The organism is Colwellia sp. RSH04, from assembly GCF_003545765.1.
GTDB lineage: Bacteria > Pseudomonadota > Gammaproteobacteria > Enterobacterales > Alteromonadaceae > Colwellia.
Genome location: NZ_QXIO01000005.1, coordinates 162547 through 182594, shown reverse-complemented (window position 1 = coordinate 182594; position 20048 = coordinate 162547). Strand labels below are relative to the sequence as shown.

Genomic DNA, 20048 nt, shown 5'->3' with positions numbered 1-20048 from the left:
GCCCCCACATTGACACCAACTAACTTAACCCTAATTTAGAGACCAATATGAAACCGATTTCATTCTTATTATTGGCAGTTATTGCGATACTATTTCCTAGTATGGCTTTAGCTTCAGACGCTGCTCATCAATCCATTGATTTAACAACTCACTGGATTGGTTATACCGCCATCGCTATTTTTGTTTTTTCTTACACATTAGTTATTCTTGAAGAGCAACTACACTTAAGAAAATCAAAACCCGTATTACTCGCTGCAGGATTAATTTGGATTCTAATTGCTGCATTTTATGGCTCGCAAGGTATGCCTCATGCCGCTGAAGTTGCTATTAGACACAACTTCCTTGAATACGCAGAGTTATTCTTCTTCTTATTAGTTGCTATGACTTACATTAACGCTATGTTAGAGCGAAATGTATTTGATGCGTTAAGAGATTGGTTAGTTCAGAAAGGCTTTAGTTATAAAGCACTGTTTTGGTTAACAGGTATACTAGCATTCTTCATTTCGCCTATTGCTGATAACTTAACAACGGCATTGATAATGTGTGCTGTAGTGCTCGCTGTAGGTAAAGATGAACCTAAGTTTGTTGCTATGTCTTGTGTAAACATTGTTGTTGGCGCTAATGCGGGTGGTGCGTTTAGCCCATTCGGTGATATCACCACATTAATGGTATGGCAAAAAGGTATAATTCAATTTACTGAATTCTTTTCGTTATTTATTCCTTCAGTGGTTAATTTTGTTATACCAGCGTTTATTATGTCCTTTTTCCTACCTAGCGGTAGTCCAAAACAGGGTACGGGAGAAATGACTCAAATTAAACACGGTGGTTTAACTATTGTAGGTTTATTCATTTTAACGATTATTACTGCTGTTTCATTCCACAACTTCCTACATTTACCACCAGTATTCGGTATGATGTTAGGTTTAGCTTATTTAAAACTTTTTGGTTACTATATACGTAGATCAGGGTTAGGCAAGCTTAATACTTCTGATGTACCCGCAGGTAGAACGAATCCTGATAACTTCGATATTTTTGATAAAATAGCTAAATCAGAGTGGGATACACTATTTTTCTTCTACGGTGTAATTTTAGCTGTTGGCGGCTTAGGGTTTATCGGTTACTTAGGTCTTGTATCTGAATTTATGTATGGTCAGTTAGGTGCAACGAATGCGAATATTTTAGTCGGTATTTTATCTGCAATTGTTGATAACATCCCGGTCATGTTTGCAGTCCTTACTATGCAACCTGAAATGTCACATACTCAGTGGTTATTAGTGACCTTAACAGCGGGTGTTGGTGGTAGTTTATTATCAATCGGCTCTGCTGCTGGTGTTGCGCTAATGGGGCAAGCACGTGGTTATTATACATTCTTTAGCCATTTAAAATGGACGCCAGTAATTGCGATTGGTTACGCTGCAAGTATCTGGGTTCATTTACTATTGAATTAATTCTTTACACTTAATTATCCTCTCAAAATAAACATTGAGGTCGATATAACGTGTTAGCATGATATGATTAAAAAGCTTCTATTAATAGAAGCTTTTTTTATGAGGAAAATAATTATTTTCAAAGGTATACAAATGAATTTTTTAAGTGATATCACCACAAAAGCACAAGCTTGGGTATTATTAGCCCTTTCGGCTTTAGCACTAGAGCTTTGCGCCTTATTCTTTCAATATGTCATGGATTTAGCACCTTGCATAATGTGCGTTTATCAGCGCTTAGCCATAGCAGCAATCATTGCTGCTGGCTTGATAGGAAGCAAACTACACCAGTATATGTTAGCAAGATTATTGGCCTATTCATTATGGGCAACAGGCTCTATCTGGGGCTTAATTATTGCTCTTGAACATGTTGAAATGCAAAGCAGTACTGCATCACTATTTTTTAGCTGTGAGTTTACGCCTAACTTCCCTACTTGGGCACCATTACACGAGTGGATGCCATTCTTATTTGAAGCAACGGGAGATTGTGGAGAAATAAGCTGGCAATTTTTAGGCTACAGTATGCCGCAGTGGATGGTTGTAGTTTATGCTGGATATGCAATGGCATTTTTCTTGATTCTATTGAACAGATTAGTCATCGCAAGAAAATTTTAACACCACTATATGTTAAGTAATAATATTTAGGATAAAACAATCAAGAAGGCGGTTATTACCGTCTTCTTGATTTTATATTATGGGAAGGTGTGTTGAGCTTTTGAGTTTTCATTTATTGGAAATAGGTGCTGCTACGCCAGCAGCAACATAAGGAATTACTTTTTCAATAACACCTGAGATATCAACTTCTCGGCTAAAATCATTAGCTGCTATATCAATAAGTGCATCGCTTGAAGACATAGTAAAAACAATGGTGCCCATGGTGAAATGTAATCGCCAAAACATTTCTTCTGCTGAAAGCTCTGGATAAGCTTTATGTACTGCTTCGGTAAAATTAGCAAACACGTTTGGATATTGTGTTGTTAAAAACCACCTTAAAAAGCCCTGACTATCAGTATAACCTCGACCTAGTAACTGCAAAAAAGTACTGGTGCCGTTTTCTCGGTACTGATTTAAATAAAGTAACGGTTCAATGAATGCAGAAAAAACTTCATGTAGCGTTGGTTTATCATCACGTTCACATAATTGTAATAGTGCACTTTCTAACCTCGGTGAAAGCTCATCCATATAGCGTGACATAACAGCTTTAATTAGCTCTTTTTTCGAACCAAAATGGTAATTTACTGCCGCTAAGTTTACCGATGCTAAACCGGTAATTTCTCGCAATGATGTGCCGTTAAAGCCTTTGTCAGCAAATAACAATTCTGCTGCATCTAATATTTTATTTTTAGTACTCATACATCTCAATACATTAGTGACCGAGAACAGTAGTTAGCAAACAGTCAGTTTAAACACCTGTTTAAAATACCGCATTTAACTTTTATAGGTCAAGTCTTTAAGCGAAAGAGAAAATACTTTAAATAAAATTTGAACTATTTTTACATTTGACGACTCCTATAAATGAATACATGTTATTCCTGACTCAGAGACCTGATCTGTCAATCACTCCCTGAGTCTTTTTTTTGGCACAATTTCCAGAGTTACCTTATCAATTCTTTCTTCATAAAATAACAAATCGTTACGCAATCAATACAGTAAGCAACAAGCTTACTCGTTATCATTTCTTTGCTTTTTAAGAAAGTAGATTTTAAGCACTTGTTTTTTAAAAGTTTCATGTTGTTGTTTGGCTCATTCAATCCCCTTGAATGAGCTTTTTTTTATTTGCCGTTTCAGTAAAACTAATTAACGCAAAAACATTGTATCAATAGCACAATTTAATATACTTAATTCTATCTTGGCATAGCTATACGCCTCGAATTTACCTATAAACTCCTTAACCAACAACGATATATATAATGAATAATATTACTAAAACATTTAAATACACAGGTATTGCATTAGTTGTTGCCGCGTCACTCGCAGCTTGTACTAATAGCAATGTATCAAGTAAAAATACAGAAACTGAAATAAGCTCTCAAAGCACTTTAACAAGTGCCGATGCTCAAAAGTTTCTTGATGATGTTGCAAAAGAAATGGTTGAATTAAATCTTTCTGGCGCACGTGCAGCTTGGATATACGCTAACTTTATCACCGAAGATACGGCATCGTTAGCTGCAGAGGCAGATCAAAAATCAACTGAAGCTGGTGTTAGGTTTGCGATGCAAGCTGCAAAATTTGATAAGGTGGATGTTACAGAAACTCAGCGCCGCCAATTAGATATTCTTAAACAAAGCTTAGTTTTACCCGCCCCTCAAGATTCCGAAAAATCTGCGGAGCTAGCTCAAATTGGCGCTAAACTAGGCAGTATCTATGGTAAAGGTACTTACACAACAAAATCGGGTGAAAAACTCAGCCTTGTTGACATGGGCGCAAAAATGTCTACCTCACGAGACTACAATGAATTACTTGAACTGTGGGCTGGCTGGCGTGAAGTAAGTCCTGAAATGAAACCTTTATATACTCGTCAAGCTGAATTAGCTAATGAAGGAGCAAATGGTTTAGGTTATAAAGACTTAGGTGCAATGTGGCGCTCTAATTATGACATGCCTGCTGATGAATTCGCCAAAGAATTAGATAGGTTATGGGGACAAGTTAAACCCCTATATGACGATTTGCATTGTTACGTAAGATCAGAACTTGGCGAACAGTATGGCGAAGATAAAGTACCACAAGATAAGCCTATCCCAGCTCATTTATTAGGTAATATGTGGGCTCAATCATGGGGTAACATTTATGACATAGTTGCGCCTGATAATGCAGATCCAGGTTACGATGTTACTAAACAACTTGCTGCACACAACTATGATGAAATTAAAATGGTTGAAGGTGCAGAGACATTCTTCACCTCGCTAGGCTTTGATCCTTTACCTGAAACATTTTGGACACGTTCATTATTTACTAAACCAGCAGATCGTGATGTGGTATGTCATGCTTCAGCATGGGATTTAGATGCAAAAGACGATATTCGTATTAAAATGTGTATTCAAAAAACGGGTGAAGAATTTAACGTTATTCATCACGAGTTGGGACATAACTTTTATCAACGTGCCTATAAAGACCAACCAGTATTTTTTCAAAACAGTGCTAATGATGGTTTCCATGAAGCGATTGGTGACACCATTGCTTTATCAGTTACCCCTAAGTATTTAAAAGAAATTGGTTTGATTGAAACTATTCCAAATGAGTCTAAAGATATTGGCTTATTAATGAAGCAAGCGTTAGATAAAATTGCTTTTATCCCTTTTGGCTTGTTAGTCGATCAATGGCGTTGGAAAGTATACTCAGGTGAAGTAACTCCTGAGAATTACAACACTGCGTGGTGGGAGTTACGTGAGAAGTATCAAGGTGTGGCAGCGCCTATTGCACGTGATGACGAGGCATTTGATCCCGGTGCAAAATACCATGTACCAGGTGGTGTTCCGTATTCTCGTTATTTCTTAGCACATATTCAACAATTTGAATTCCATCGTGCATTATGTGAAATTTCAGGTAATACCGATCCAATTCATCGCTGTTCTATTTATAACAGTAAAGAAGCCGGTGAAGCACTTAATACCATGTTAGAAATGGGTTCAAGTAAACCATGGCAACAAGCATATAAAGTCGTTACTGGAAACGAACAAATGGATGCGAGTGCTATTTTAGATTATTTCGAGCCATTACACGTTTGGTTGAAAGATAAAAACCAAGGTAAACAGTGTGGATTTTAATAACCTAAGCAATTGATGTTTGAGCAATATAGCACTCATTTAAGCTAACCTTAACTTAAATGAGTTGCAATTAACTCATTCAATTAGCATTAAAAAAGCCCTAACTCATAACTGTGTTAGGGCTTTCTATTATTCCGTTTCTTATTCTTTAACTTCTTAGTATTTAACCATGCAAAAAGCTTAACTCATATGCATCAGCATATTCGTTGGTTTCTCTAAGAAAGACTTCCAAAGATTACAAAAACGAGCAATAGTACCACCATCAATTACACGATGATCACCAGACCAACTTACTTGCATAATACTACGCGCTTCAACTTCACCTTTAGCATTAAAGCGAGGTAACGCTTGTAACTTACCTAATGCAACAATTGCTGCTTCAGGCTTATTGATGATAGGTGTCGCAACAGTTCCACCAATAGCACCTATATTAGAAATAGTTACCGTACCGCCTTTTAAGTCGCTACTGGCAACACGTCCACTACGTGCATCATTCGTTAGTTTTGTAATATCATTTGCCAAATCAATAATTGACTTTAATTGCACTTGCTTCACATTAGGGACTAATAGTCCTACTTTTGAATCAACTGCCATGCCAATATTATGATCGTCAAAATAAGTTAACTCTGTGCAATCTTCATTGACTTGCGAGTTAATTAACGGGAATTCTGATAACGCTAAAGACATTGCTTTCATGAAAAATGGCATCATGGTCAATTTTATATCTTGCTTCGCGTACACTTCTTTTAGCTCTTTACGTAATGCTATCAGCTCAGTTAAATCAATCTCTTCACAGTAAGTAAAATGTGGAATTGTAGATACTGACTCTTGCATCGCTTTAGCCATAACCGCTTTAACGCCGCGTATAGCTTCAGTTCTTGTGCCGCCTGAAGGTTTTCCATGAATAGGTGCAACAACATCATCCTGACAAAATGCCAACACATCATCTTTGTAGACGCGCCCTTTTTTACCACTACCTGCTACTTCATGAATGTTCACGTCTAATTCTCTAGCAACGCGGCGGACTGCAGGACTTGCTAATGCTTTACCATTTGACGTTTTTTGGCTAACGGGTGCGCTAACAACAGAAGAAGTCGCAGCATTACTAGCACTAGCTTGTTCAACTGGCTTTTCAGATGCTTCAACCGTTTTTTCTTTTGTTTTTTTCTCGCTACTTTCAGCATCAGCACCATCAGCAATCATTGCAAATAATGGCTCATGTACTTTAGCAATATCACCTTGCTTATAATAAAGTTTTTCAATAACACCAGAATGCATAGCAGGAATTTGCACTAATGCTTTATCTGTCATTACGTCGGCAATAGGCTGATCTTCAACGATTTTATCGCCTTCTTTAACCAACCATTCAACCAGCTCACACTCAACAATACCTTCGCCGATATCTGGTAATATAAAATCAATGCTCATAATAATAATTTCCGATTGTCTAGTAATTTACACTAGCTTTAATGGCTTCATACACTTTTAAGTGATCGCTAATATATTCTTTTTCTAATGCTAAAGGATACGGTGTATCTAAACCGCAAACCCTTGCTATAGGCGACTCTAAGTGTAAGAAACATTCACTTTGTACAGTTGCTGCAATTTCACTCGCAAAACCCGCCGTTAATGGTGCTTCTTGACTAACCAACAAACGACCTGTTTTCATTACTGATTGGCAAACAGTTTCAATATCCCAAGGTAAAATAGTACGTAAATCAACTATTTCACATGAAATACCATCGTTTGCCGCTAATTCAGCTGCTTTTTCATTAATCTCCATCTGTGCGCCCCAAGCAAGAAGTGTAATGTCACTTCCCTCTTGTACTACTTCAGCTTTACCTAATGGTAATTGGTAATCTTCTTCAGGCACTTCACCTACAGATGCACGATATAAGCGCTTAGGTTCAAAGAAAACGACTGGGTTATCATCTCGAATAGACGCAAGTAATAAACCTTTTGCTTGATAAGGGTTTCGTGGAACAACAACCTTTAAACCCGGAGTATGAGCAAAGTAAGCTTCTGGTGATTGGCTATGATACAAGCCACCGGCAATACCACCACCGTATGGTGTACGAATCGTTAATTTACCAACATCAAACTCATTACCACTACGATATCTAAATTTAGCTGACTCGTTAACAATTTGATCAAAAGCTGGAAAAATATAATCAGCAAATTGAATCTCAGCAATAGCAACACTGCCTTGTGCAGCTAAGCCATTGGCAAAACCAATAATGCCCTGCTCTACTAAAGGGGTGTTAAAACAACGTGTTTTACCGTATTTATCTTGCAAACCACTTGTTGCACGAAAAACACCACCAAAATGTCCAACATCTTCACCAAAACAAACAGTGCGATCATTTTCAGCCATAGCAATGTCTAACGCATTGTTAATGGCGTGTAATAAATTCATTTGTGCCATAACTAAAATTTCCCCGCGGTAAATGGATAAGCTTCTGGGTATTTATTTACATGTGCTTTAACTTCATCAAGCTGTGCTTTGAGTTGCGAAGTAGGTTCATCATAAACATCTGTAATAAGCGTATCGATATGCGGCTTATCTATTTTCTCAGATACCTTAACAGCAGCTAAGACCTCTTCACGTAACCCTTCAAATAGGGTGTTATCTTGCTCTTCATCCCACCAACCTTGGGCAAGAATCCAGTTTTTCATCCGCAAAATAGGATCGTTAGCTTGCCACTTCTCTTCTTCTTCACGCGTTCTGTAACCTGAAGGATCATCTGAAGTAGAGTGTGCACCTAAACGGTACGACATAGCTTCAATTAATACCGGTGCATTTTCTTTTAATGCATAAGCTCTCGCTATTTGCGTCGCTTTTAATACCGCAAGGATATCATTGCCATCAACACGGATAGTTTTAATACCATACCCCACACCTCTAGAAGCAATGCCATTACCTTTGAACTGTTCATCTGCTGGCGTTGAAATAGCATAACCATTATTTCTACAGAAAAAGATAACCGGCGCTTCTTGTACTGCAGCCATATTTAATCCTGCATGAAAATCACCTTCAGAGGCGGCACCTTCACCGAAATAACATATAGTCACTGCATCAAGGCCTTGCACTTTTTGCCCGTAGGCATAACCTGTTGCTTGAGGGATTTGGGTACCTAACGGAGAAGAAACCGTTAAATAATTTAATTCTTTTGAACCATAATGAATTGGCATTTGGCGACCTTTACCCAAATCCTTTTCATTACTAAATAATTGGTTCATAAAATTCTCAAGACTAAAACCACGATACATTAATGCACCTTGCTCTCGATATTGAGTCATGATCATATCTTGTGGTTTTAAGCCTGCTGCACCGCCAACACTGGCCGCTTCTTCACCTAATGCTGCCATATAGAAACTTAAGCGACCTTGACGCTGCGAAGCGACCATACGTTCATCAAGTACACGATGAAAGGCTAATGTTTTATAAATTTTGATGGCATGCGCTTCATCAATTTCAGGCATATCTGCATCAGGGTAAATAGTACCATCTTGATGCAATATTTTTAGCTCAGGAATGTCAACACTACTACCATCGATAAAAACAGGTTGATGAACAACCGGTCCTTTTTCATAGAGCTCTGAGGGTATTTCTGGAGATTTTTCAGTGGTCATAATATTCTCTTACTTATCAGTTACGCTAATTTAATAGCGAGAACTTGTGGAATTCACACTTGTTGTTTTTATTCACTCATTAGACGTTATTTTATTATTATCTTTCGTGCTAAAGAGGTAGTACATAAATTGACATTAGTATAGTCAATATATGTACTAACTGTGCCAAACTTTACCTTTACGTCAACTGACATTCAAGAATATCTGATAATGAATTGGCCTATTCTCCATAATAAGTGAACATGAATCTTTACACTTGCATGTCTCAATGAGTTTTACCGCGTAAACTATACCTACTTAATTGAGAGCATCATAATTTACTTAATAATAAAGTAAGCAAATAAAAACAACTAATTAATCTAATTTGGGATGAGCATGATAAATAAAAAATTGAATTGAATTTTGTAAGTATTGAATAAATGCAACCATATTTATATAAGTAATAATATTAAAACGTTAACTGTTGAAATATATAAACAATAATTTTCTTATAAACGTGTTTTTCTAATTTATTCAAATGTTTTCAATATTGTAAATATCTCTTCTGACAACGTTGAAAATGTACTTAGCATCGCGTTAGATAACGTCTCTTTATCATCAAAATCTGGATTGGCAACCATAACAACGTCAAAAATAGACCAGTGAGGCATCGAGTCTTGGTTTATCCATTTAACATCTCTTAACTTGTTCCAATAGTTGGCTTGCACACTTTTCGTTTGCCCGAGTAACCAAAGTTCGAAACGAGCTTCCTTGTGATTAAGTACAATAGCTAACTTGAGTTTACGATTTTTAAGGAAATCGTTTTGTAGATAAAAGTAAGTATAATCTATATAACCATGCAATAGATTTGCTACAGCGAATTTACCTTTATACTCTTTATTAAAATCAGTTCTAATGGCTTGTATAACTACAACAAGACTTTGATATATTTTCTGTAATTCTCCACTTGCAAGGGCTTGTTTGTAGAAAGGAATGCTATCGTTGATATTATTTACTGACATAGAGTTTTTTCTTTTTAATGTGAAGAACACATAACAATTATAGTTTCTAAAACTTAATAGTTCACTTGCGGTATTTCCCCTTGGTTAATAAATCAGCTGAGAGATCCTCCCCCCCACTTAATCAGCAGTTTTTAACGCAGATTAAAGAGGGGTTTAACCTCAACTCTAATAGCAATGTTTTTTTGTACTAGCGTCATTAGAATTCACTTATTTGGAACAACCAAACTGCGTTCATGCTGCTTTGCTCATGATAAAAAGAGCGCATTGCTGAAAATATTAACAAAGGCCAACACGCCCTAAACATATAAAAGTTAACGGGATAAAGAATAGTACTAATTGCAGGCACTTTTTCAAATGAACGCAAGTGATCAAACATAAAAAATAATAAGCTAACATTGAACGTTAACTTATTGGGGACTCTTGGATAAAACCTTTTAAAGCCCTGCTTTTTTAAATGCGGCGCTAACAATATCCTGTGCTTGGGCAATAATTGCATCTAAATGAGCTTTATCAATAAAACTTTCAGCATAAATTTTATAGATATCTTCAGTACCTGAAGGTCTAGCAGCAAACCAACCATTTGAAGTAACAACTTTTATACCGCCAATAGCAGCATTATTACCCGGTGCATGTGACAAAATACGTTCTATTTTTTCACCCGCCAAAGTATCAGCGGTTACATCTGATGGGCTAAGAGACGTTAATACCGTTTTTTGCGCTGAATTAGCAACAGCTTCCACCCTGCCATAACATGGCTCGCCTAGTTCATTAACTAATTCAAGGTAATATTGATGAGGATCTTTTCCTGTTACCGCTATAATTTCAGCCGCTAATAACCCCATGACAAAGCCATCTTTATCAGTGGTCCAAGTACTACCGTCCAAGGCTAAAAAGCTTGCGCCAGCACTTTCTTCACCACCAAATGCATATTCACCATGCTGTAAACCTGATACAAACCATTTAAAGCCAACAGGTACTTCTGATAGCGGTTTAGCTAACTTTGCTGCTACGCGATCAATTAATGAGCTTGAAACGAGCGTTTTACCAATTTTACAATCAACAGACCAATTTCTATGGGTCATTAAATAATGAATAGCAACGGCTAAAAAGTGATTAGGGTTCATTAAGCCCCCTTGCTTTGTAACAATGCCGTGGCGATCAAAATCGGGGTCATTACCTATACTAACATCAAACTTGTCTTTCATTTCAATAAGACCCGACATCGCATAGGGTGATGAGCAATCCATTCGAATCTTGCCATCTTTATCTAATGGCATAAAAGCAAAACTAGCATCAACCACAGGGTTAACAACCGATAAGTTTAGCCCGTAAACTTTTGCAATTTCAGGCCAATAAGCAATACCTGAACCCCCTAGCGGGTCCACGCCAATATTAACGTTTGCCTTAGCAATAGCTCTCATGTCAACCACTTGCGATAACTGCTCAACATAAAATTTTATAAAATCTTGTTTTGAAACACAGTCAGATAACAAAGCTTGAGTAATATCAACTTTTTTCACGTCAACTAATTTAGCAGCAATCAGTTCATTGGCACGTTGTTCAATAGCTTTAGTAATGTCACCTTCAGCTGGCCCGCCATGAGGTGGGTTATATTTAATCCCTCCGTCGCTTGGTGGATTATGTGAGGGAGTAATAATTAAACCATCAGCATATTCATCATCATTGGCTAAACACTTATTATGGTTAATTATTAATCGAGAAATAACCGGAGTTGGGGTAAAACCTTCATCATCTTGTATAACAACATTAATGTTATTAGCGACAAGTACAGATAATGCCGAAATAAAAGCAGGCTCAGATAAAGCGTGAGTATCTTTACCTAAAAACAGTGGCCCAGTTATGCCCTGGCTTTGACGATATTCGACAACAGCTTGGCAAATCGCGACAATATGCGCTTCATTAAAACTGCATTTATTGGCATTACCTCTATGGCCTGAAGTACCAAACGTTACTCTTTGCTCTTCAATTTCGACATCGGGAAACAACGAGTAATAGTGGCTTACCAGTTGAGCAATATTAATTCTATCTTCTGGTCGAACTGGTTTTCCTGCATGAGGGTGAATGCTCATTGACGCAAATCCTTAGTAATCGGTTAGAGTAATTCTCTTATTTTTTCAACTTCAACGTCTTTATAACCTAATGATGAAGCCGCTTTTGTTAGCATCATTTTTTTACGTGTTGTATTTGAGTTAGTTATAACCCAAAACGGGCTTTCAGGTATTTGCCTTGGTTTAGTACTGCTCCCACTTGCTGCTAGCTCTTCTTCACTATGAGCAAAATACAATCTATCGCGACCACTGATATCAGTAACCACATCAAATTCTTTAGGGTGCGCGCGATATAGTGCGGCTAAAATCAAGAGAAAACGCCCTACAGCACCACGCTGCATTGCAAGTTCTTCTTTGTTGATAAAATCAAAGACACTTGTTTGCTCAGCAGGGTTTTCTAAAGCTACTTTTTGCTTGGTTTTTATCGGTTTGTTTGATTCAACAGGCTGTTCTGCTACAGTTTTTGTAACAGTATCTTCTTTAACCTTTGGTACATCTAATTGCAATAATCGGCGTAAAATGGCCGAAGCACTTTCACCAATATACTGAGTATTACTAGCAATATACTGATATAGCTCTTCATCTATCTCGATGTTTTTCATTAAAACCCCTAACTTTTAATTTTCGCGCGAAATTATACTGAGGTTTACTTCATCTAGCCATACTAAATTACAGCTAAATATTCTAATTATTGAGGCGTTAATCTCTAACATGCTGAACATTGTTGACCTTTGAGTAAGTAATTTCGCAATGAATACAGGCTAGACCGATATTTTGAATCAAGGTAATATGCAGCAAATTTTCGCTATAAATACATATAAAGCAAATATGAACTCTTCTGCCCTAAATCAAACGCCGTTACTAAACTACCAACAAGTAGGCCAAGGTGATCATATTATCCTCATCCATGGTTTATTTGGTAGCCTAGAAAACCTCAACATGGTTGCTAAAACCCTAGCGAACGATTTTACTGTAACCAGTGTTGATGTTAGAAATCATGGTAGCTCGTTTCATGCTGACAATATGAATTATTCTGTGTTAGCACAAGATGTGATAAAATTACTTGATCATTTAGCCATTGATAATGCGCATATATTAGGTCATTCAATGGGGGGAAAAATAGCCATGCAATTAGCGCTTGAGTATGGTGATAGAATTAATACCTTAATTGTCGCTGACATTGCCCCTGTTCAATACCCAAATCACCATCAGCAAATTATCAATGGCTTAAAAGCTATTGATTTAACTAAAGTACTAAAAAGAAAAGATGCTGATGAACAACTCAGTATGTATGTTCCAGAGCAAGGTGTTCGCCAATTTCTTTTACGTAACCTTGCACTTAATGAGCAAAAGCATTTTTATTTTAAATGTAGCCTAGCATTGATTGACCAATGTTATAGTCAAGTTATGCTGGCGAATAAATTAGATGATAAAAGTAACATTCAAGTCGCTAAACGTTTTGAAAAGCCAACAATGTTCATTAAAGGTGGTAACTCAAACTATATTCTTCCTGAACACCAACATGATATATTAGCGCTTTTCCCTCAGAGTAAGGCAAAAGTTATTCAGGGCGCAGGTCATTGGCTTCATGCTGAAAAAACAACCGCCTTTAATAAAATAGTACTTAACTTTTTAAAAGCTTTATAACGACCACTTTCTAAACAGGTGCCTGTGTTGATAAAGATCAAAACGACAAATTATAATAAACGTTATAGTGATTTTATAAGTATTCTCAGTTTTATTTGCTGCCGCAATGGTATGGTGAATAGGATATGCTATAATGCCGCCAATTTTTTTAGCTGCCCTATTTTCTATCATTACATGGATAATAAACACACATGTTAGCGGAACATTTAGAACTCATTGAAGCAATTGGACTGAACTTATTTTTCTTATTTATCTTTGGTTTTATTGGCTTATCTATTCATGATGTTATGACAAAGAATGATGTGCCTAAAATGGGGCGTGTTGTTGTATATTTCGTTTTGTTTTTAGGCTGTGCAGGATTTATTGCTAAAGGCATAATACAATTCGTTTGGGAAAGTCAGGGTGTTGGTTAATCATAATGGCTAAGGAAATATCTGATTTAACGACCATCGATTTATTTAGTGATGAAAAGCGTCCGGGGCGTCCTAAGACTAACCCTCACTCACGCAGTGTTCAGATTAAGATAAATAAAAGAAATCAAGTTAAAAGAGACAAAAACAAAGGGTTAAAGCGTGTTGAATTCAAAGTTCACCATAGCTTATTTGAACAGTTAGAGACGTTAGCTAAGGCACAAAATATGAGCCGTAGTGAACTTATCGAATCGTTGTTAATAGAATCTTTAGCAACGAAAGACAACTAACTAATTATTCATTCGCAATTAAGGTAAAATTTCATGGCAATCGTAGGTTTATTCTTCGGCAGTGATACTGGTAATACAGAAGCAATTGGTAAAATGATCCAGAAAAAGCTGGGCAAGCAAATGGTAGATGTAAAAGACGTCGCTAAATGCACTAAAGAAGAAATTGCAGAGTTTGATTTATTAATTTTAGGTATTCCAACATGGTATTACGGTGAAAACCAATGTGATTGGGATGACTTCTTACCTGAGTTAGAAGAAATTGATTTTACTGATAAATTAGTTGCTATCTACGGCTTAGGTGATCAAGAAGATTATGCTGAGTATTTCTGTGATGCAATGGAGCCACTTCGCGATATTGTTGAAGCTAGAGGCGCAATAGTTGTCGGTAACTGGCCAACTGAAGGCTATGAATTTGAAGCATCTAAAGCACTGGTTGATGAAAATACCTTTATCGGTTTATGTATTGATGAAGACAGACAAGCAGAATTAACCGAAGAGCGTGTTGATAAATGGTTAGCGCAATTAAATGATGAAATGTGTTTAGCTGAGTTCGCTTAATTTATACCTTGATACTTAATTCTAAACCGTGATAAAAATATTGTTTAAATAAAAGCCCTTTATTGGGCTTTTATTATTTTTTAAACAATATATTTATAAAATAAGACTATATTCGAAAGTATTCCTTTTCTCTTGATAGAGAACCCCCTATACTTTTCGTAATTTCAATTTAATGACTTCAGAGAATAATAATATGGCAGACCAAAACGAAGAGCTAAAAAGAGCTGGGTTAAAAATCACCCTGCCGCGGATAAAAATCCTTAGCATACTTCAACAGCCTAAAAATCAACATATAAGTGCCGAAGATGTTTACAAAATATTATTAGAACAAAATGAAGAAATTGGATTAGCCACTGTATATCGTGTTTTAAACCAGTTTGATGATGCGGGTATTGTTACTCGTCACCATTTCGAAGGTGGAAAATCTGTTTTTGAACTTGCACATAAAAATCATCATGATCATCTAGTATGTTTAAAGTGTGGCAAAGTCGTTGAGTTTGAAGATGACGTTATCGAGCAAAGACAAAAAGATATTGCTGATTCTCATAAGATTACCTTAACTAATCACAGCTTATATTTATACGGCGAATGTGAAGACAAAGTTGCTTGCGAAGATTTTAGAAAAAGTACGCTATAGTGCTTCACTACTCTGTCGAACTTTCTTATATTGATTTCGATGACTAAAGTTACTCTATTAAAAGCTAACTAATTCATATTGGTTAGCTTTTTTAATAACCTAAGCACTAATACCATATCGCGTAACATAACGACCACTTAGAGAGATTTTTAAAGGCCTATAAACATTTACCATGTCTCTAAGCCGTTAAATTCTCGTTAAAGCAGCAGTTTCTTATATAAATTGGTATAAAGATGGATTTAAAAATAATTCCGGTTATTCAATGTGCTATAGCTATGCTACTTATGTGGCTGTGCTATGAGTTTTTACCTAGTTACTCATATGCTAGGCAGATGCCAATACTAAGTAATGGTTACTTACCGAGTGTTTTAGTAATCGTTGCCGTGTACCTTGCCATGCACGCATTGCTTGATTTTAAAAAGCATGGCACAACATTCCACCCACATACGCCAGAGAAAACGTCGAAAGTCGTGAGTTCAGGTGTCTATCGTTTTTCAAGAAATCCTATGTATTTAGCTATGTTGCTTGCGTTAATCGCCATAGCATTACTTACTACAAACCTTATTGCGTTATTGGTTTTGCCTTTGTTTATCATGTATATAACCCGCTTTCAGATTCAACCTGAAGAAAAAGCACTTGGTAAGTTATTTGGCAAGGAATATGATGAATATTGTCAGAAGGTAAGACGCTGGCTATAACATACTTTAACTAGGCTGTTGATATTTTCCGCAATGCGCTATTTTTATCAAGAGCTAAGCAGTATGGACGCAGTTTGGTTATTCCAAAGACGTGAATACTAATGCCACTAGTGTTAAAAATAGCCATTACCTTTAGGGCTGAGGCTAACATCCCTTTACTTTGCGTTAAAAGCTGCTGATTCAGCGAGTAAACTAGGCAACTTTTTCCTTAATTAAAGGGGGTTATCTCACAGCTGAATGATTAACAAAGATAAACACGCCTTAATTAAAGCCTCGACAATTTAGTAAATAAGAGAGAGGGCGTAGGCTTATGCTTTCTTTAAATATGCAGCAACCAGCACAATACGCGTACCGTTTACTTTACCTTCAATGTGTTCGGGGTTATCAGTTAAAGAGATACCTCTTACCATAGTACCTTGCTTTGCAGTGAAGTTAGCTCCTTTAACCTTTAAATCTTTGATTAAAGTAACGTTGTCACCCTCTTGTAATTCTGCGCCATTGCTATCACGAGTTGGGCCGTTAGATTGTGCAGCTGCAATGCCCTGCTCAGCCCAGGTTCTAACCTCATCTTCTAGATATATCATGTCTAATGCATCTTGTGCCCAGCTTTCTGATGAAAGTTTATGTAACATACGATAAGACATAACTTGTACCGCAGGCTCTTGATTCCACATGCTGTCATTTAAACAACGCCAATGATTTAAATCTAATTCAGCATTACCTTCGATTTGTGACAAACACAGTTGGCAAGTGTATATAGACTGTTGTGCACTTAAATCGCTTGTTGGTGGTACAGGGTAAACAGATAAGTTCTCTGTTGAACCACATAATTCACAGCTTGAATTACTACGTTGTTTTAATGCTTGTTCCGTTGCCATGGGGTTTCCTAATATCGAAGTATAATTTTATCGCGCAATTATACGCGCCTATTGAGAAAAAAAAAGCGACTAAATCAACAGTAATGCTGTTTTCACGTCAAACAACATAAATTTTTCTCTACTCATCGAATTAGGCTAGACAAGTTGACCACAATAAGAAAAACTAGTGACGTATCCTTCAAAACAATAATTAAAATTAAATTAAAAGCTTATGACCACTGAAAAGTTCACCTTATTAAAAAAAATAACCTCGACAAGCTTGGTTAGCCAAATTATTTTTGCCATTATACTTGCTAGTATACTTGCAATAATTTCACCTGAAACAGCGAAGAATTTTTCGTTATTAGGTAATTTATTTGTTAATGCTCTTAAAGCCGTTGCCCCCATTTTGGTGTTAGTTTTAGTCGCGTCTTCAATTGCTAACCAAAAACAAAATAGTGATGCTGAATTAAAACCAATCATAGCGCTTTACCTTGTTGGTACGTTATCAGCAGCATTTATCGCTGTTGCTTTAAGCTTTTTGATGCCAACAACACTCACCTTGGAAATTGCTGCCGCGAGTGCAAACCCGCCACAAGGTTTAACAGAAGTACTGTCAAACTTACTATTTAAGGTGGTTGAAAATCCCATTACCGCTATCGCAGGTGGTAATTTTATCGCGGTACTTGCTTGGGGGTTAGGTTTAGGGTTTTCTTTTAAAAAAGCTAACGAAAGCTCTAAAAACATGCTTCAAGATTTAAGTAATGCTATTTCGAGTATTGTTAAATTTGTTATTCGGTTTGCACCTGTAGGTATTTTTGGCTTAGTTAGTAATACTTTGGCAACAACAGGCTTTAGCGTAATATCGCAATATAGCCAATTACTCATCGTATTACTTAGCGCTATGCTGATCATTGCGTTATTGGTAAACCCATTAATTGTTTACCTGATTACCAAGAAAACCCCTTACCCCTTAGTTTTTACAAGCTTAAGAGAATCGGGTATCACGGCCTTTTTTACGCGAAGCTCTGCGGCAAATATTCCGGTAAATATGGCACTGTGTAAAAAGCTGAATCTACATGAAGATACATATTCTATATCAATACCTTTAGGGGCAACCATTAATATGGCAGGCGCTGCAATTACCATTACCGTATTAACATTAGCGGCTACCAACACTCTAGGAATCGAGGTTGATTTTGCTACAGCGATATTGTTGTCGATTGTCGCATCTATATCAGCGTGTGGCGCATCAGGTGTTGCTGGTGGCTCATTATTACTCATTCCATTAGCGTGTAGCCTATTTGGTATTTCTAACGATGTTGCCATGCAAGTAGTGGCTATTGGCTTTATTATTGGTGTTATACAAGACTCTGCAGAAACAGCACTAAATAGCTCTACCGATGTCGTTTTCTCTGCTGCTGCATCTCACCATATTAGCTCGAAATAAGCGGTGAAGAATTAATACTACCCCGTATAGTTTCCCAGCGATTTACAAACACTAATACAGTAAATAACCTAAAAAACCTCTAGTAAATACGTTTGCTAGAGGTTTTTTATAGGGTCTGTTCAAGCTAAATAAATTAGTTTTGTTGCCAGTCAATGCTAATTGACTGCTCTGCATTGTTGGCCAGAAATTCTTGGCAAACAAAATGTCCTATTGCAGCAACCAATTGATCGTCATAGTATAAGAATGGTGTTCTCTTTCTTTGCCAAGGAGGTAAATTTAACTCTTGTAGCACTTTTTTAAGCGAGCGTGAATGTTGACGATAATCAGGTAAACACTTAGGGTTATCATGACAAAATTTTATGGTCACTTTCTGTCCAGCAGTTGGCACTGCAACTTGCAAAACTTTAGTTACCCCTTCATCAAACCCTTTTATGGGTTCAGATATGCTCGCCCCATGGCTAAAATATAGATTTCCTAAGTGATCAGGCAGATTAACTACATTGGTTTTATCAGATAAAGATGTATTGTTTAAATCTAACGCTGCGACCCAATGAGAAACATCATCAAAATCATTTGTTAAATAAAATAGATCTTTATAGCGTCTAAAATAGGCATTCCCCAATTTGACTTGCGGGCTTTTATCGCTGTCAGCAGTTATTTGTCGCCTTAACTGCTCTAATTGCTGAGTTGTTGGCATTAAAGCATTGTGAAACGATAAAAAATATCGAATAAGGTTATTAAACCTCGCCACAGAAAATGTTTTTAACACTGTCACGCGTAAACAGAGATTGCTTTCTCTACACGCAGCTAAATCTTGTTCAGCTAACTCATCAAGTAATAATTGCCCTTGTGCACAATGAGCCGCACTGCGGTTCACCGTTTGGTTAAAGCTGCCCCATCGATTGATTAATTGCGGGATAATATCTTGACGTAGAAAATTTCGATCAAAACTAGTATCTTGATTCGATTCATCTTCAACCCAATTAAGCTGATGTTCAATAGCATAAGCATTAATTTGTGCACGAGTGATTGCTAATAACGGCCTAACAAGTAAGTGTTGTTCTAGGGGGGTTTTCTCAGCCATAGCAGCCAAACCCTTTAGCCCTGAGCCGCGCTTTAATGCTAACAAAAAGGTTTCAACTTGATCATCACAATGATGACCCGTAACAATATAAGAGTGCTGATTACATACTTTGCAAAGCGCTTCATAGCGAGCATCTCGTGCTAACGCTTCCAAAGAATGTTGTGCTTTTTCTTTGACGTTGACTTCACACACGGCTAATTCAACATTAAACAGCTTACACTGGGCTTTAGCAAAAGATTGCCAATTTAAGGCATTATCACTTAAACCATGATTGACATGACAAGCAATAATTTTGTTTGATAAGGTGTTTTCTTGCTTTAACCGAGATAACGCATGAAGTAAAACTTGTGAGTCAATACCGCCGCTATAAGCAATAATAATAGGATGATTAGGCTTTGATAAAAAAAAAGCCTTTAAAGTAGAAATGATAGCCATACATGAAAAAAGGCAGCCTAAGCCGCCTTAA

19 protein-coding genes are annotated in these 20048 nt (G+C 36.9%); 10 read left to right on the top strand and 9 right to left on the bottom strand.

The features are described 5' to 3' along the window. Positions 1–47 precede the first annotated feature (47 nt). Complete coding sequence (gene nhaD / locus D1094_RS10430; protein ID WP_118960047.1) at positions 48–1448, top strand: sodium:proton antiporter NhaD; 1401 nt, start codon at positions 48–50, stop codon at positions 1446–1448. Positions 1449–1580: 132 nt separating this feature from the next. Further along, positions 1581–2099: a disulfide bond formation protein DsbB gene (gene dsbB, locus D1094_RS10425; protein ID WP_118960046.1), complete on the top strand. Its 519-nt coding sequence runs from the start codon at positions 1581–1583 to the stop codon at positions 2097–2099. A 108-nt stretch (positions 2100–2207) separates the two neighbouring features. Here the strand turns inward: dsbB and D1094_RS10420 are convergent, their stop codons facing one another. Next, positions 2208–2837 (bottom strand): TetR/AcrR family transcriptional regulator, encoded by a 630-nt coding sequence (locus tag D1094_RS10420; protein WP_118960045.1) that lies wholly within the window; start codon positions 2835–2837, stop codon positions 2208–2210. Between the two features lie 557 nt (positions 2838–3394). Between D1094_RS10420 and D1094_RS10415 the strand changes: the two genes are divergently transcribed. Beyond that, positions 3395–5248 (top strand): M2 family metallopeptidase, encoded by a 1854-nt coding sequence (locus D1094_RS10415; RefSeq protein WP_182440154.1) that lies wholly within the window; start codon positions 3395–3397, stop codon positions 5246–5248. A 180-nt stretch (positions 5249–5428) separates the two neighbouring features. Here D1094_RS10415 and D1094_RS10410 read toward each other — a convergent pair whose 3' ends face one another. From D1094_RS10410 to seqA, 6 genes are all read right to left on the bottom strand, one after another. After that, positions 5429–6676 carry a dihydrolipoyllysine-residue acetyltransferase gene (locus D1094_RS10410; RefSeq protein ID WP_118960044.1) on the bottom strand — a complete coding sequence of 416 codons (1248 nt, stop codon included), beginning with the start codon at positions 6674–6676 and terminating at the stop codon, positions 5429–5431. Between the two features lie 19 nt (positions 6677–6695). Then, positions 6696–7673: an alpha-ketoacid dehydrogenase subunit beta gene (locus D1094_RS10405; RefSeq protein ID WP_118960043.1), complete on the bottom strand. Its 978-nt coding sequence runs from the start codon at positions 7671–7673 to the stop codon at positions 6696–6698. A gap of 2 nt (positions 7674–7675) precedes the next feature. Beyond that, positions 7676–8881, bottom strand: coding sequence for a thiamine pyrophosphate-dependent dehydrogenase E1 component subunit alpha (locus tag D1094_RS10400; RefSeq protein WP_182440153.1), 1206 nt, complete (start codon positions 8879–8881; stop codon positions 7676–7678). 509 nt (positions 8882–9390) lie between these two features. After that, entirely contained in the window at positions 9391–9882 is a 492-nt protein-coding gene (locus D1094_RS10395) for a DUF7000 family protein (protein WP_118960042.1), read from the bottom strand. 434 nt (positions 9883–10316) lie between these two features. Further along, a complete protein-coding gene (gene pgm / locus D1094_RS10390; protein ID WP_118960041.1) occupies positions 10317–11972 on the bottom strand; it encodes a phosphoglucomutase (alpha-D-glucose-1,6-bisphosphate-dependent) in 1656 nt (551 codons plus the stop codon). 23 nt (positions 11973–11995) lie between these two features. Beyond that, the gene (gene seqA, locus D1094_RS10385; protein ID WP_118960040.1) at positions 11996–12553 is read right to left on the bottom strand and encodes a replication initiation negative regulator SeqA; all 558 of its coding nucleotides are present in this window, start codon (positions 12551–12553) and stop codon (positions 11996–11998) included. 226 nt (positions 12554–12779) lie between these two features. Between seqA and D1094_RS10380 the strand changes: the two genes are divergently transcribed. The 6 genes from D1094_RS10380 (at position 12780) to D1094_RS10355 (ending at position 16191) form a co-directional block, all read left to right on the top strand. Further along, complete coding sequence (locus tag D1094_RS10380; protein WP_118960173.1) at positions 12780–13598, top strand: alpha/beta fold hydrolase; 819 nt, start codon at positions 12780–12782, stop codon at positions 13596–13598. A gap of 191 nt (positions 13599–13789) precedes the next feature. Next, positions 13790–14011 (top strand): DUF2788 domain-containing protein, encoded by a 222-nt coding sequence (locus tag D1094_RS10375; RefSeq protein ID WP_118960039.1) that lies wholly within the window; start codon positions 13790–13792, stop codon positions 14009–14011. A 5-nt stretch (positions 14012–14016) separates the two neighbouring features. After that, positions 14017–14298 (top strand): LexA regulated protein, encoded by a 282-nt coding sequence (gene ybfE, locus D1094_RS10370; protein WP_118960038.1) that lies wholly within the window; start codon positions 14017–14019, stop codon positions 14296–14298. Positions 14299–14331: 33 nt separating this feature from the next. Further along, positions 14332–14856: a flavodoxin FldA gene (gene fldA, locus D1094_RS10365; RefSeq protein WP_118960037.1), complete on the top strand. Its 525-nt coding sequence runs from the start codon at positions 14332–14334 to the stop codon at positions 14854–14856. Between the two features lie 193 nt (positions 14857–15049). Next, a complete protein-coding gene (fur, locus tag D1094_RS10360) occupies positions 15050–15493 on the top strand; it encodes a ferric iron uptake transcriptional regulator (RefSeq protein ID WP_118960036.1) in 444 nt (147 codons plus the stop codon). Between the two features lie 233 nt (positions 15494–15726). Continuing rightward, entirely contained in the window at positions 15727–16191 is a 465-nt protein-coding gene (locus tag D1094_RS10355) for an isoprenylcysteine carboxylmethyltransferase family protein (protein WP_118960035.1), read from the top strand. 308 nt (positions 16192–16499) lie between these two features. On the opposite strand, the gene D1094_RS10350 is transcribed toward D1094_RS10355, so the two are convergent. Further along, the gene (locus D1094_RS10350) at positions 16500–17069 is read right to left on the bottom strand and encodes a PhnA domain-containing protein (protein ID WP_118960034.1); all 570 of its coding nucleotides are present in this window, start codon (positions 17067–17069) and stop codon (positions 16500–16502) included. A gap of 211 nt (positions 17070–17280) precedes the next feature. Here D1094_RS10350 and sstT point away from each other — a divergent pair, with 211 nt between their 5' ends. After that, on the top strand, positions 17281–18498 hold the full coding sequence (gene sstT, locus D1094_RS10345; protein ID WP_118960033.1) for a serine/threonine transporter SstT: 1218 nt from the start codon (positions 17281–17283) through the stop codon (positions 18496–18498). 133 nt (positions 18499–18631) lie between these two features. Here sstT and tilS read toward each other — a convergent pair whose 3' ends face one another. Beyond that, the gene (gene tilS, locus D1094_RS10340; RefSeq protein WP_118960032.1) at positions 18632–20017 is read right to left on the bottom strand and encodes a tRNA lysidine(34) synthetase TilS; all 1386 of its coding nucleotides are present in this window, start codon (positions 20015–20017) and stop codon (positions 18632–18634) included. Positions 20018–20048: the final 31 nt, after the last annotated feature.

What these genes read in the sequence shown, in the direction of transcription:
- pgm (WP_118960041.1), bottom strand. Translation starts at nt 11,972, where the DNA reads ATGAGCATTCACCCTCATGCAGGAAAACCAGTTCGACCAGAAGATAGA.
- D1094_RS10350 (WP_118960034.1), bottom strand. Translation starts at nt 17,069, where the DNA reads ATGGCAACGGAACAAGCATTAAAACAACGTAGTAATTCAAGCTGTGAA.
- D1094_RS10380 (WP_118960173.1), top strand. Translation starts at nt 12,780, where the DNA reads ATGAACTCTTCTGCCCTAAATCAAACGCCGTTACTAAACTACCAACAA.
- D1094_RS10400 (WP_182440153.1), bottom strand. Translation starts at nt 8,881, where the DNA reads ATGACCACTGAAAAATCTCCAGAAATACCCTCAGAGCTCTATGAAAAA.
- dsbB (WP_118960046.1), top strand. Translation starts at nt 1,581, where the DNA reads ATGAATTTTTTAAGTGATATCACCACAAAAGCACAAGCTTGGGTATTA.
- D1094_RS10355 (WP_118960035.1), top strand. Translation starts at nt 15,727, where the DNA reads ATGGATTTAAAAATAATTCCGGTTATTCAATGTGCTATAGCTATGCTA.
- D1094_RS10375 (WP_118960039.1), top strand. Translation starts at nt 13,790, where the DNA reads ATGTTAGCGGAACATTTAGAACTCATTGAAGCAATTGGACTGAACTTA.
- D1094_RS10405 (WP_118960043.1), bottom strand. Translation starts at nt 7,673, where the DNA reads ATGGCACAAATGAATTTATTACACGCCATTAACAATGCGTTAGACATT.
- nhaD (WP_118960047.1), top strand. Translation starts at nt 48, where the DNA reads ATGAAACCGATTTCATTCTTATTATTGGCAGTTATTGCGATACTATTT.
- fur (WP_118960036.1), top strand. Translation starts at nt 15,050, where the DNA reads ATGGCAGACCAAAACGAAGAGCTAAAAAGAGCTGGGTTAAAAATCACC.
- ybfE (WP_118960038.1), top strand. Translation starts at nt 14,017, where the DNA reads ATGGCTAAGGAAATATCTGATTTAACGACCATCGATTTATTTAGTGAT.
- sstT (WP_118960033.1), top strand. Translation starts at nt 17,281, where the DNA reads ATGACCACTGAAAAGTTCACCTTATTAAAAAAAATAACCTCGACAAGC.
- D1094_RS10420 (WP_118960045.1), bottom strand. Translation starts at nt 2,837, where the DNA reads ATGAGTACTAAAAATAAAATATTAGATGCAGCAGAATTGTTATTTGCT.
- seqA (WP_118960040.1), bottom strand. Translation starts at nt 12,553, where the DNA reads ATGAAAAACATCGAGATAGATGAAGAGCTATATCAGTATATTGCTAGT.
- fldA (WP_118960037.1), top strand. Translation starts at nt 14,332, where the DNA reads ATGGCAATCGTAGGTTTATTCTTCGGCAGTGATACTGGTAATACAGAA.
- D1094_RS10410 (WP_118960044.1), bottom strand. Translation starts at nt 6,676, where the DNA reads ATGAGCATTGATTTTATATTACCAGATATCGGCGAAGGTATTGTTGAG.
- D1094_RS10395 (WP_118960042.1), bottom strand. Translation starts at nt 9,882, where the DNA reads ATGTCAGTAAATAATATCAACGATAGCATTCCTTTCTACAAACAAGCC.
- D1094_RS10415 (WP_182440154.1), top strand. Translation starts at nt 3,395, where the DNA reads ATGAATAATATTACTAAAACATTTAAATACACAGGTATTGCATTAGTT.
- tilS (WP_118960032.1), bottom strand. Translation starts at nt 20,017, where the DNA reads ATGGCTATCATTTCTACTTTAAAGGCTTTTTTTTTATCAAAGCCTAAT.